Below are 11,380 nucleotides of genomic sequence, written 5' to 3'. Positions count from 1 at the left end.
GCGGTGCGCTCGCGGGCACGCCGTTCCAGGTAGCGTCCGGCCAGCAGGAACAGCGCGAACATGCCGACCGCGTCGAAGTACAGCTCACCCACGCCGGTGATCGCCGTCCAGATCCCCGCCAGATAAGCCCCGCCAATGGCCAGGGACACCGACACGTCCATGGTCAGGTGACGCGTGCGCAGATCGCGCAGCGCGCCTTTGAAAAACGGTGCGCAGCTGTAGAACACGATGGGAGTTGTCAGAAACATCGCAACCCAGCGCAGGATTACATGCAGTTCGGGGCTGAGGTCGATATTGAATTCCGGCCAGGTGGCCATGGTCGCCATCATGGCCTGGAACCACAGCAGCCCGGCAACACCCAACTGGCGCAGGGCCAGGCGATTCTCGCCGGCCAGTTGTTCGGCGGCACGGTCCGCTTGATAGGGATGGGCGGCATAACCGATATGGCGCAGTTCACTGAGCACTTGGCTCAACGGTAACTGCCCGTCGGCCCAGCGCACATGCAGGCGGTGGTTGGACAGGTTCAGCCGTGCCTCGGCCACGGCGGGCAGGCCGCGCAGGTGTTTCTCGATCAACCAGCCACAGGCCGCGCAACTGATGCCTTCCATGAGCAGGGTGATTTCAGCGAGTTCGCCTGCGTGGCGCACGAATGGCTTTTGCACGTCGGCGCGGTCGTACAGCGTCAATTCATCGAGCAGTTGCACCGGCAAGGCCTCGGGGTTGGCCGAGGCTTCGCTGCGGTGCCGGTAGTAGCTTTCCAGCCCGCCCGCCACAATCGCCTCGGCCACCGCCTGGCACCCCGGGCAGCAAAGCTCGCGACGCTCGCCGAGGATGTCGGTGGTGAACCGGCTGCCGGCGGGGACGGGCAGGGCGCAGTGGTAGCAGGGGGTGGTCATGGTCGGGATCTTTGGTGGCTGGAAGGGCCTCATCGCGGGCAAGCCCACTCCCACAGGGGTACGCGTTCCAATGTGGGAGTGGGCTTGCCCGCGATGCGCGAAGCGCGATCTTTTACTTTTTCAGGTCTTCGGCACCTTGCAACGGTTCGTCTCCGAGCAGCAAGTCCTGGTCGTGGCTGACCTCTTCTTCTTCGAACAGACGCCAGGTCTTGTCGCCTTCCACGCCGAGCAATTCCACGAAACGGCGGCCGTCGACCTTGTCGGTGACTTGGCCGATGTAGCGGCCGGGCTCGCTGTCGCTGCGGGTCAGGTTGATTTTGCGATCCTTCTCTGGCTGGGTCGGGGAAATCAGGTTCAGTTCCAGCGTGTTCGGGTTGCTGTAGCCGGTCAGGCGCAGTTCGACTTCACCGGTCAGTTCGTCCAGGTGCAGCTTGCCGCGCAACTGGAGGGTCTGGGCCAGGCGTTCGCGGTCCAGGGAGCGGTTGATGCCTTTGCCGGCCTCGTAATAATTGTCGTTGACCAGGTTGTCCGGGTTATTCACCGCGATGGTCACCATGGACAGGGTCAGGGTCACCGAGCAGGCAAGGATGCCGATGATGATCCAGGGCCAGAGGTGCTTGTACCAAGGGCTTGCGGCAGTGGCTGCGGGCATTCTTGTATTCCCTGTCTAACGAACTTGTGGGCCGATGAATCGGCTCTTGGCTTCAATGTGAACGCTGGTGTCGTCGGCATCCTCGAGGATGAACGTCACTTCGTTGGTGCTCGACGGCAATTGCTCGGGGGCGCTCGACAATTCCACCGGCATGCTGACGATGTCGCCGGCGGCCACCTTGATTTCGCGTCGGCCTTGCAGCTTGAGGTCGGGCAGGCCGGCGGCGTCGAGTACGTAGGTGTGGTCGCGCTGGTCCTTGTTCATGATCTTCAGGCTGTAGACGTTCTCGATGCGGCCTTCGGCGTTTTCGCGGTATAGCACCCGGTCCTTGCTCACGTCGAAGCCCACCAGCGAACGCATGAAGAAGGCGGCCACCAGCAGGCTGATCATCGCCAGCAACACCAGGGCGTAACCGATCAGGCGCGGACGCAATTTATGGGTTTTCTGCCCGGACAGATTGTGCTCGGTGGTGTAGCTGATCAGGCCGCGCGGGTAGTCCATCTTGTCCATGATCGTGTCGCACGCGTCGATACAGGCGGCGCAGCCGATGCACTCGATCTGCAGGCCGTCGCGGATGTCGATACCGGTGGGGCACACTTGCACGCACATCGTGCAGTCGATGCAATCGCCCAGGCCCTGGGCCTTGTAGTCGACCCCCTTCTTGCGCGGACCGCGCACTTCGCCACGGCGTGGGTCGTAGGACACGATCAGCGTGTCCTTGTCGAACATCACGCTCTGGAAACGCGCATACGGGCACATGTAAATGCACACCTGTTCGCGCATCCAGCCGGCGTTGCCGTAGGTGGCGAGGGTGAAGAAGCCCACCCAGAAGTACGACCAGCCGTCGGCCTGGCCGGTGAAGAAGTCCAATACCAGTTCGCGGATCGGCGAGAAGTAGCCGACAAAGGTCATACCGGTGACAAAACCGATCAGCAGCCACAGCGTGTGCTTGCTGAACTTGCGCAGGAATTTGCCGGCGCCCATGGGCGCCTTGTCGAGCTTGATGCGCTGGTTGCGGTCGCCCTCGGTGACCTTTTCGCACCACATGAAGATCCACGTCCACACGCTTTGCGGGCAGGTGTAACCGCACCACACGCGTCCGGCGTACACGGTGATAAAGAACAGGCCGAACGCCGCGACGATAAGGATGCCCGACAGCAGGATGAAATCCTGGGGCCAGAAGGTGGCGCCAAAAATGAAGAACTTACGCTCCGGCAGGTTCCACCACACCGCCTGGTGACCGCCCCAGTTCAGCCACACGGTGCCGAAGTAGAGCAGGAACAGTGCGGCACCGCCGAGCATGCGCAGATTGCGGAACAGGCCAGTGAAGGCGCGGGTATAAATCTTCTCTCGCGAAGCGTAGAGGTCGACGCTTTTGGCAGGCGGGGTAACGTCGTGTACCGGTATCTGGTCGCTCATCATTGCATCCCACGGCGGTGGAGATTTGCCTCGGCCAGTACGTGCCAACCGCGGTCAAATTGGGGGTGTTGCAGTGGCCTGATGATACGCCCCCGACGGTGCGCAAAGGGTGCGACCTTTGGTCGCGTTGGGGCAAATCAATTGATGGTGTAAGTGACCTGGATCAATTGACTTGTTGAGTATGGACGGTTTTTGCTGTTGTGTTGGGCGGGCAGCCCCTGAAACCGTTCACTCAAGAGACCCGGTCTTCATGACAAAACAGGTCGAATGTGTCGCGGGCAAGCCCGGCTCCCACATTTGATCTTTGGTATTTTCAGAATGGGGGCCGCTTAAGTGAGTCACTGATCGAACTGCTGCCTGGCAATAATGGTTGCACGCTCAGGGGTGAATTCGATGTTGTCATCAGGCATTTGCAGCATGTCGGCAATATTTGCAGCACCCGCTTCGTTTACTTCTTCCTGATTACTTTGCTGGAGTATGACGTTGTCTTCGTTCATGCATCAGTCTCGATTGAAAAAGTCGCCTTCAAACTCAACGCCTGTCGCTTGTCGTAGCAATAAACAACAAAGCCCCGTCAGTTTTCGCTGAGCGGGGCTTTTTGTGTTCGAGGACTTACTGCTCTTCAGCCTTCTTGTCCCCGTGGGACAAGCTGTACACATACGCCGCCAGCAAGTGCACCTTGTCATTGCCCTGCAGTTGCTCCTGCGCCGGCATCTGGCCCTGGCGACCGTAGCGGATGGTCTGCTGCAACTGGGCGAAGCTTGAGCCGTAGATGAACGCACCCGGGTGCGTCAGGTCCGGCGCGCCCATGGCGGGCGTGCCTTTACCCGCCGGGCCGTGGCAGGCCACGCAGTTGGCGGCGAAGAGTTTCTCGCCGTTGGCCACGTCGGCCTTGGCGCCTTCCGGCAGTTTGCGGCCGTCGAGGTTGGTCACCACGAAGGCCGCTACGTCCGCCACGCCTTGTTCGCCGATCACTTCAGCCCAGCCTGGCATGACCGCGTGGCGGCCTTGCATGATGGTTTGCTTGATGGTTGCCGGGTCGCCGCCCCAGCGCCAGTCGGCGTCGGTGAGGTTGGGGAAACCGTAGGCGCCCTTGGCGTCGGAACCGTGGCACACCGAGCAGTTGGAGGCAAACAGCCGACCGCCCATCTTCAGGGCTTGCGGGTCCTTGGCGACTTCTTCAATCGGCATCGAGGCGAATTTGGCGAAAATCGGCCCGAACTTGGCCTCCGACCTGGCCATTTCCTTTTCCCATTCGTGCACGCCGGTCCAGCCGGTCTGGCCGTTGGCAAACGGGGTTTGCTTGTCGTTGTCGAGGTAGTTGTAGCCCGGCAGCAGGCCTTTCCAGTTGCCCAGGCCGGGGTACAGCGCAAGGTAACCGAGGGCAAAGATGATGGTGCCGACAAACAGCATGAACCACCATTTGGGCAGCGGGTTGTCGTATTCCTCGATACCGTCGAACGAGTGGCCGACGGTCTCGTCCGTCTGCTCGGCGCGCTGGCCCTTGCGGGTCGACAGCAGCAGCCAGGTCAGGGCGAAGATGGTACCCAGACTGAGGACTGTGACGTACAGGCTCCAGAACGTAGTCATTCTTTGTTACTCCTAGACGCTTGCTCGACGTGCTTGATGGCTTCGGGATCATCTGCAAAGGGCAGCATGGTCGCGTCGTCGAATTCCGATTTGCGCCGTGGGCTGAACACCCACAGCGCCAGGCCGATAAAGGCCACCATCACCACAACGGTGCCCAGGCCACGAATCATGCCGATATCCATGCCAGTCACCGTTTGCTTTTGATGAGGGTGCCAAGGCCTTGCAGGTAGGCCACCAATGCGTCCATTTCGGTCTTGCCCTTTACGGCTGCGGCCGCACCGGCGATGTCTTCGTCGGTGTAGGGCACGCCCAGGGTGCGCAAGACTTCCATCTTCTTCGCGGTGTCCTTGCCGTCGAGCTTGTTTTCCACCAGGAACGGGTACGCCGGCATTTTCGACTCGGGCACCACGTTGCGCGGGTTGTACAGGTGCGCACGCTGCCAGTCATCGGAGTAACGCCCGCCGACACGGGCCAGGTCCGGGCCTGTACGCTTGGAGCCCCACAGGAACGGATGGTCCCACACGCTTTCACCGGCCACCGAGTAGTGGCCGTAGCGTTCGGTTTCGGCGCGGAACGGGCGAATCATCTGCGAGTGGCAGCCCACGCAGCCGTTGGCGATGTAGACGTCGCGGCCTTCCAGTTCGAGGGCGGTGCGCGGCTTCATGCCTTCGACCGGCTTGTTGGTCACGTCCTGGAAAAACAGCGGGACGATCTGGGTCAGGCCACCGATGCTCACGGCGATGACCATGAAGAAGGCCAGCAGGCCGATATTCTTCTCGACGACTTCATGCTTCATCAGTGGGCTCCCACAACGGCGATCTTGGCGGCGGCTTCAGCTTGCGCCGGGTCGGAGGCACGCACGGTGCGCCAGACGTTGTAGGCCATGAACAGCATGCCGGCGGCAAAGAACGCACCGCCCAGGGCGCGGACGATATAGCCCGGGTGGCTGGCTTGCAGCGCTTCGACGAAGGAATACGTGAGGGTGCCGTCATCATTGATCGCACGCCACATCAGGCCCTGGGTGATGCCGTTGACCCACATCGAGGCGATGTAGAGCACGGTGCCGATGGTGGCCAGCCAGAAGTGCGTGTTGATCAGCCCGACGCTGTGCATCTGCGCGCGGCCGAACAGCTTGGGGATCATGTGATACAGCGCGCCGATGGAAATCATCGCCACCCAGCCGAGTGCCCCGGCGTGTACGTGGCCAATGGTCCAGTCGGTGTAGTGGGACAGCGAGTTGACGGTCTTGATCGCCATCATCGGCCCTTCGAAGGTCGACATGCCGTAGAACGCCAGGGACACCACCAGAAAGCGCAGGATTGGGTCGGTGCGCAGCTTATGCCAGGCGCCCGAGAGGGTCATCATGCCGTTGATCATGCCGCCCCAGCTCGGCGCCAGCAGGATGATTGACATCGCCATGCCCAGGGACTGTGCCCAATCCGGCAACGCGGTGTAGTGCAGGTGGTGCGGACCTGCCCAGATATACAGGGTGATCAGCGCCCAGAAATGCACGATGGACAGGCGATACGAGTAGATGGGGCGTTCGGCCTGTTTCGGCACGAAGTAATACATCATTCCAAGGAACCCGGTGGTCAGGAAAAAGCCGACGGCGTTATGCCCGTACCACCATTGAATCATCGCATCCGTCGCGCCGGAGTAGGCCGAATAGGACTTGAACAGGCTCACCGGCAAGGACGCGTGGTTGACGATATGCAGCATCGCCGTGACCAGGATGAACGCCCCGTAGAACCAGTTGCCGACATAGATGTGCTTGGTCTTGCGCTTGACGATGGTGCCGAAGAACACCACGGCATAGGTCACCCACACGATGGCGAGCAAAATGGCGATCGGCCATTCCAGCTCGGCGTATTCCTTGGTGGTGGTGTAGCCCAGGGGCAGGCTGATGATGGCGCCGACGATGACCGCCTGCCAGCCCCAGAAGGTGAAGGCGGCGAGGCCATCGGAGATCAAGCGCGTCTGGCAGGTGCGCTGCACCACGTAATAGGAGGTGGCAAACAAGGCACAGCCACCGAAGGCGAAGATCACCAGGTTGGTGTGCAGCGGGCGCAGGCGGCCGAAGGTCGTCCAGGGCAGGTCGAAATTCAATTGCGGCCAGACCAGTTGCGAGGCGATGAACACCCCGAGCCCCATGCCAAGAATTCCCCAGACCACCGTCATGATGGCGAACTGGCGAACCACCTTATAGTTATAAGCAGTCGGACTGATTGCTGTGCTCATTCTAAGGTTCCACGGTTTAAGTATTTTTATAGGTAAAATCGGCCGCAAGTATGTAGAAAGCGGGGGGCCATTGCAACGCAATGACTGACCTGTATCAAGGCGTTCCACGCCAGATTCTGCGCACTTTCCCTGTTTTGTGTAAGGACAAAGTCAGAAATCTAAAGCTGATCGAGTGGACAGGAATTTTCGAGGGCGCAACGGCTACCGTCGCGTACGCCAGGATTGGCCCACTGCAGGAACAAGCGTAGACCCGAAAGCGAGGAGGGGACAGTTGGGTTTTGAAGGGGTGTGACACTTGGTCGCGAATGTCGCAACACGGTAGGAGCGAGCTTGCTCGCGAAAAACGTCAACGGTCACGCGGTCAGTCTGGTCTATCGCGTTGTGTTGACGTTCTTCGCGAGCAAGCTCGCTCCTACCAGTGCTAATGGGTCAGGCTGTACACGTAAGCGGCAAGCAAATGCACCTTGTCATTGCCCTGCAGCACTTCCTGCGCCGGCATCTGGCCCTGACGGCCGTGGCGGATGGTCTGCTGCAATTGCGCCAGGCTGGTGCCGTAGATAAAGCCGCCTGGCTCGGTCAGGTTTGGCGCGCCCATGGCTTCCACGCCGTGGCCTTGCGGGCCGTGGCAGGCGACGCACGTGGTGCTGAATGCGGCTTGGCCGGCGGCCAAATCGGCGTTGTTGTCCGCCGGCAAGGGCAACTTGGCCAGGTCGTGACGCACATAGGCGGCGACATTTTTCACCCCATCCTCGCCCAGCACTTCGCCCCAGGCCGGCATCGCCGCGTGGCGACCGTTCATGATGGTGGCCTTGATCGCTTCGGCCGAACCGCCCCAGCGCCAGTTGTTGTCCGCAAGATTCGGGAAGCCATACGCGCCCTTGGCATCCGAGCCGTGGCACACCGCGCAGTTGGACGCGAACAGGCGACCGCCCATCTTCAAGGCTTGCGGGTCTTTGGCCACTTCTTCCACGGGCATGGCCGCGAATTTGGCGAAGATCGGCCCGAACTTGGTGTCGGCCCTGGCCATTTCCTTGTCCCACTCCTTGGCCGACGTCCAGCCGTCTTCATAGCCCGGCAGTACGCCTTTCCAGTTGCCCAGGCCCGGGTAGAGGATCAGGTAGCCGACGGCGAACACCAGGGTGCCGGCGAACAACATGAACCACCACTGGGGCAGCGGGTTGTCGTATTCCTCGATTCCATCGAAGGCGTGGCCCATGGTCTGGTCGACGCTGCCTTTGGTTTCGCCCTTGCGGGTGCCGATCAGCAGCCAGGTCAGGCCGATCAGGCTGCCCAGGGTCAGTACGCAGATCCATGTACTCCACAGGGTCATGGCTGGTTGCTCCTTGTTGCAGGCTCTTCTTGAGCATTGTGTGGAGAAGGCTCATCAGCGAACGGCAGCAGGCGCGCCTGCTCGAACTCCGCGTTGCGCCGGTTGTTGAACACCCACAGCGACAGGCCGATAAAGGCGATGGCTACCACCAGCGTGCCGAGGCCGCGGATAGTGCCCGCATCGAATTCAAATCCCATGGCTCACCTCTTGCTCTTGATGGCAGTGCCGAGCACTTGCAGGTAGGAAACCAGCGCGTCCATTTCGGTCTTGCCCTTGAGGCTGGCGACCGCGCCCGCGATGTCGTCGTCGGTGTAGGGCACGCCGAGGGTGCGCATCACGTTCAACTTGGTCTCGGTGTGGCTGCTGTCGACGGCGGCGGTGACCAGCCACGGATAAGCCGGCATTTTCGACTCCGGCACCACGTTGCGCGGGTTGTACAGGTGCGCGCGGTGCCAGTCGTCCGAGTAGCGCGCGCCGACGCGGGCCAGGTCCGGGCCGGTGCGCTTGGAACCCCACAGGAAGGGGTGATCCCACACGCTTTCGCCGGCCACCGAATAGTGACCGTAGCGCTCGGTCTCGGCGCGGAACGGGCGGATCATCTGCGAGTGACACTGCACACAACCTTCGCGGATGTAGATGTCGCGGCCTTCCAGTTGCAACGCGGTGTAGGGCTTCATGCCTTCGACCGGCTTGTTGGTCACGTCCTGGAAGAACAGCGGGACGATCTGGGTCAGGCCACCGATGCTCACGGCGAGCACCATCAGCAGCATCAGCAGGCCGACGTTCTTTTCAATCGTTTCGTGTTTCATCACAGACTCCTCAGGCCAGCTGCGCGACAGGGACGGCTTCGACAGGCTGCACCGAACGCACGGTGCGCCAGGTGTTGTAAGCCATCAGCAACATGCCGCTGAGGAACACCGCGCCGCCCACCAGTCGCACGATGAAGCCAGGGTGACTGGCCACCAGGGTTTCGACGAAGGAGTAGGTCAAGGTGCCGTCTTCGTTGACCGCACGCCACATCAGGCCCTGGGCGATGCCGTTGACCCACATCGAGGCGATGTAGAGCACGGTGCCGATGGTGGCCAGCCAGAAATGCGCGTTGATCAGGCCGACGCTGTACATCTGCTCGCGACCGAAGACTTTCGGGATCATGTGGTACAGCGCGCCGATGGAAATCATCGCCACCCAACCCAGTGCCCCGGCGTGTACGTGGCCGATGGTCCAGTCGGTGTAGTGGGAGAGGGCGTTGACGGTCTTGATCGCCATCATCGGGCCTTCGAAGGTCGACATGCCGTAGAACGCCAGGGACACCACGAGAAAGCGCAGGATCGGGTCGCTGCGCAACTTATGCCAGGCGCCGGACAGCGTCATCATGCCGTTGATCATGCCGCCCCAGCTCGGGGCCAGCAGCACCAGCGACATCACCATGCCCAGCGACTGCGCCCAATCCGGCAGCGCGGTGTAGTGCAGGTGGTGGGGGCCGGCCCAGATATACAGGGTGATCAGCGCCCAGAAGTGCACGATGGACAAGCGATAGGAATACACCGGGCGTTCGGCCTGCTTGGGCACGAAGTAGTACATCATCCCGAGAAAGCCTGCGGTGAGGAAAAAGCCTACAGCGTTATGGCCGTACCACCACTGCACCATGGCATCCGTCGCACCGCCGTACAGCGAGTAGGACTTGGTCAGGCTGACCGGGATTTCCAGGTTGTTGACGATATGCAGAATGGCCACGGTGATGATGAACGCGCCAAAAAACCAGTTACCGACGTAGATGTGTTTGGTGTTGCGCTTCATGACCGTGCCGAAGAACACGATGGCATAGGCGACCCAGACGATGGTGATCAGGATGTCGATCGGCCATTCCAGCTCGGCGTATTCCTTGGAACTGGTGTAGCCCAGCGGCAAGGTGATTGCAGCCAGCAGGATGACCAGTTGCCAGCCCCAGAAGCAGAACGCGGCGATTTTCGGCGCGAACAGCGTTGTCTGGCAGGTGCGCTGCACCGAGTAGAAGGAGCTGGCGAACAGCGCGCAGCCGCCGAAGGCGAAGATGACCGCGTTGGTGTGCAGCGGGCGCAGGCGACCGAAGCTGGTCCAGGGCAAATCGAAGTTGAGCGCAGGCCAAACCAATTGGGCCGCGAGAAAAACCCCGAGCCCCATGCCGACGATGCCCCACACCACCGTCATAATGGCGAATTGGCGGACCACCTTGTAGTTATAGGCGGTACTTAAAGTAGTGTTCATGGTTCCCCATCCACGGTTCAACCCAAGCAGATGCGGCACTTGGGCTGGAGTTATAGGCAGACTAAAAAGCGAGGCAAGCATGGGCAAAGAGCACAAGGCCAGTATTGACGGGGATCAATGGGCGCACTGTGTGCGTGAACGCGGCTGGCTGTGGGATGTCGCCACGGGCACCCGCTCGGGCCAGCCTGTCACGTTGATCCTGGCCCACGGCGCCGGTGCGCCGATGGACTCGGCCTTCATGAACGACATGGCTGCGCGCCTTGCCGGGCATGGCGTCAACGTATTGCGCTTCGAATTTCCCTACATGGCGCAACGTCGATTGGACGGCGGCAAGCGCCCGCCGAATCCGGCGCCGAAACTGTTGGAAGCCTGGCGCGAGGTGTATGCGCAGGTGCGACGTCATGTCGCTGGGAAACTGGCGATTGGCGGTAAATCCATGGGCGGGCGCATGGCCAGTCTATTGGCCGATGAGCTGGGCGCCGCTGGGTTGGTGTGCCTGGGGTATCCGTTCTATGCGGTGGGCAAGCCTGAGAAACCGAGGGTCGAGCATTTGGCAGGGCTTACGACGCCGACGCTGATTGTGCAGGGCGAGCGGGATGCATTGGGTAATCGGGCGGCGGTGGAGGGGTATGCGTTGTCGCCGAGCATCGAGGTGATGTGGTTGGTGGCGGGGGATCATGACTTGAAGCCGCTGAAGGCGTCGGGGTTAACCCATGAGCAGCATCTGGAGGCGGCTGCGGTGCGCGTGGCTGAGTTTGTGGGTGCCTGTTAGGGACCTATCGGGGCATAGGTATCTACACAGTTTTGGTGCGACACCGCACTTCTGGTGAGGGAGCTAACGCGTATCTACCTGACGTTCCGAGGTCCAAATGTGGGAGGGGCGGTGCGACGATTCGACTTGCCCCCGATGGCGGCCTCGGGGCTGGCCGGGATGTTGGATTAGATCGAGTACATATCCGTTTCTGCGGTAACGGCCACTTAGGGTTCCGCCCTGACGGCGGCTCACTTTTG

13 protein-coding genes are annotated in these 11,380 nt (G+C 61.2%); 1 reads left to right on the top strand and 12 read right to left on the bottom strand.

The features are described from left to right. The 12 genes from BFP90_RS06390 to ccoN (BFP90_RS06340) all read right to left on the bottom strand — a co-directional run. Window positions 1-896: heavy metal translocating P-type ATPase metal-binding domain-containing protein (locus BFP90_RS06390; RefSeq protein WP_141688934.1), on the bottom strand; the 896-nt coding region annotated here is incomplete at its 3' end. 112 nt (window positions 897-1,008) lie between these two features. After that, the gene (locus BFP90_RS06385) at window positions 1,009-1,548 is read right to left on the bottom strand and encodes a FixH family protein (RefSeq protein ID WP_065894421.1); all 540 of its coding nucleotides are present in this window, start codon (window positions 1,546-1,548) and stop codon (window positions 1,009-1,011) included. Window positions 1,549-1,563: 15 nt separating this feature from the next. Next, on the bottom strand, window positions 1,564-2,967 hold the full coding sequence (ccoG, locus tag BFP90_RS06380) for a cytochrome c oxidase accessory protein CcoG (RefSeq protein ID WP_065896271.1): 1,404 nt from the start codon (window positions 2,965-2,967) through the stop codon (window positions 1,564-1,566). Between the two features lie 338 nt (window positions 2,968-3,305). After that, window positions 3,306-3,464, bottom strand: coding sequence for a hypothetical protein (locus tag BFP90_RS28760; RefSeq protein WP_158254507.1), 159 nt, complete (start codon window positions 3,462-3,464; stop codon window positions 3,306-3,308). Between the two features lie 115 nt (window positions 3,465-3,579). Continuing rightward, entirely contained in the window at window positions 3,580-4,557 is a 978-nt protein-coding gene (ccoP, locus tag BFP90_RS06375) for a cytochrome-c oxidase, cbb3-type subunit III (RefSeq protein ID WP_065894417.1), read from the bottom strand. Further along, on the bottom strand, window positions 4,554-4,739 hold the full coding sequence (locus tag BFP90_RS06370) for a CcoQ/FixQ family Cbb3-type cytochrome c oxidase assembly chaperone (RefSeq protein WP_003193169.1): 186 nt from the start codon (window positions 4,737-4,739) through the stop codon (window positions 4,554-4,556). The genes ccoP (BFP90_RS06375) and BFP90_RS06370 overlap by 4 nt, the downstream gene beginning before the upstream one ends. A 5-nt stretch (window positions 4,740-4,744) precedes the next feature. Next, a complete protein-coding gene (ccoO, locus tag BFP90_RS06365; protein WP_025854274.1) occupies window positions 4,745-5,353 on the bottom strand; it encodes a cytochrome-c oxidase, cbb3-type subunit II in 609 nt (202 codons plus the stop codon). Further along, window positions 5,353-6,795 (bottom strand): cytochrome-c oxidase, cbb3-type subunit I, encoded by a 1,443-nt coding sequence (gene ccoN / locus BFP90_RS06360; protein WP_065887893.1) that lies wholly within the window; start codon window positions 6,793-6,795, stop codon window positions 5,353-5,355. The genes ccoO (BFP90_RS06365) and ccoN (BFP90_RS06360) overlap by 1 nt, the downstream gene beginning before the upstream one ends. Window positions 6,796-7,216: 421 nt before the next feature. Next, window positions 7,217-8,125 carry a cytochrome-c oxidase, cbb3-type subunit III gene (gene ccoP, locus BFP90_RS06355; protein ID WP_065896270.1) on the bottom strand — a complete coding sequence of 303 codons (909 nt, stop codon included), beginning with the start codon at window positions 8,123-8,125 and terminating at the stop codon, window positions 7,217-7,219. Continuing rightward, the gene (locus tag BFP90_RS06350) at window positions 8,122-8,322 is read right to left on the bottom strand and encodes a cbb3-type cytochrome oxidase subunit 3 (protein WP_065894413.1); all 201 of its coding nucleotides are present in this window, start codon (window positions 8,320-8,322) and stop codon (window positions 8,122-8,124) included. Before BFP90_RS06350 ends, ccoP (BFP90_RS06355) begins: the two co-directional genes overlap by 4 nt. A gap of 3 nt (window positions 8,323-8,325) precedes the next feature. After that, window positions 8,326-8,934 (bottom strand): cytochrome-c oxidase, cbb3-type subunit II, encoded by a 609-nt coding sequence (ccoO, locus tag BFP90_RS06345; protein WP_065896269.1) that lies wholly within the window; start codon window positions 8,932-8,934, stop codon window positions 8,326-8,328. 10 nt (window positions 8,935-8,944) lie between these two features. After that, window positions 8,945-10,369 (bottom strand): cytochrome-c oxidase, cbb3-type subunit I, encoded by a 1,425-nt coding sequence (gene ccoN, locus BFP90_RS06340; RefSeq protein WP_065894412.1) that lies wholly within the window; start codon window positions 10,367-10,369, stop codon window positions 8,945-8,947. A gap of 79 nt (window positions 10,370-10,448) precedes the next feature. Between ccoN (BFP90_RS06340) and BFP90_RS06335 the strand changes: the two genes are divergently transcribed. Then, the gene (locus tag BFP90_RS06335; RefSeq protein ID WP_065896268.1) at window positions 10,449-11,141 is read left to right on the top strand and encodes an alpha/beta family hydrolase; all 693 of its coding nucleotides are present in this window, start codon (window positions 10,449-10,451) and stop codon (window positions 11,139-11,141) included. The last annotated feature ends 239 nt before the right edge of the window (window positions 11,142-11,380 follow it).

The sequence above is a fragment of the Pseudomonas sp. 24 E 13 genome (assembly GCF_900004715.1).
In the GTDB taxonomy this organism is placed as follows: Bacteria; Pseudomonadota; Gammaproteobacteria; order Pseudomonadales; family Pseudomonadaceae; genus Aquipseudomonas; species Aquipseudomonas orientalis_A.
This window is presented reverse-complemented; position numbering and strand designations above follow the sequence as displayed.

What these genes read in the sequence shown, in the direction of transcription:
- ccoP (WP_065896270.1), bottom strand. Translation starts at nt 8,125, where the DNA reads ATGACCCTGTGGAGTACATGGATCTGCGTACTGACCCTGGGCAGCCTG.
- BFP90_RS06335 (WP_065896268.1), top strand. Translation starts at nt 10,449, where the DNA reads ATGGGCAAAGAGCACAAGGCCAGTATTGACGGGGATCAATGGGCGCAC.
- ccoO (WP_065896269.1), bottom strand. Translation starts at nt 8,934, where the DNA reads ATGAAACACGAAACGATTGAAAAGAACGTCGGCCTGCTGATGCTGCTG.
- BFP90_RS06370 (WP_003193169.1), bottom strand. Translation starts at nt 4,739, where the DNA reads ATGGATATCGGCATGATTCGTGGCCTGGGCACCGTTGTGGTGATGGTG.
- BFP90_RS06385 (WP_065894421.1), bottom strand. Translation starts at nt 1,548, where the DNA reads ATGCCCGCAGCCACTGCCGCAAGCCCTTGGTACAAGCACCTCTGGCCC.
- ccoG (WP_065896271.1), bottom strand. Translation starts at nt 2,967, where the DNA reads ATGAGCGACCAGATACCGGTACACGACGTTACCCCGCCTGCCAAAAGC.
- ccoN (WP_065887893.1), bottom strand. Translation starts at nt 6,795, where the DNA reads ATGAGCACAGCAATCAGTCCGACTGCTTATAACTATAAGGTGGTTCGC.
- ccoO (WP_025854274.1), bottom strand. Translation starts at nt 5,353, where the DNA reads ATGAAGCATGAAGTCGTCGAGAAGAATATCGGCCTGCTGGCCTTCTTC.
- ccoN (WP_065894412.1), bottom strand. Translation starts at nt 10,369, where the DNA reads ATGAACACTACTTTAAGTACCGCCTATAACTACAAGGTGGTCCGCCAA.
- ccoP (WP_065894417.1), bottom strand. Translation starts at nt 4,557, where the DNA reads ATGACTACGTTCTGGAGCCTGTACGTCACAGTCCTCAGTCTGGGTACC.
- BFP90_RS06350 (WP_065894413.1), bottom strand. Translation starts at nt 8,322, where the DNA reads ATGGGATTTGAATTCGATGCGGGCACTATCCGCGGCCTCGGCACGCTG.
- BFP90_RS28760 (WP_158254507.1), bottom strand. Translation starts at nt 3,464, where the DNA reads ATGAACGAAGACAACGTCATACTCCAGCAAAGTAATCAGGAAGAAGTA.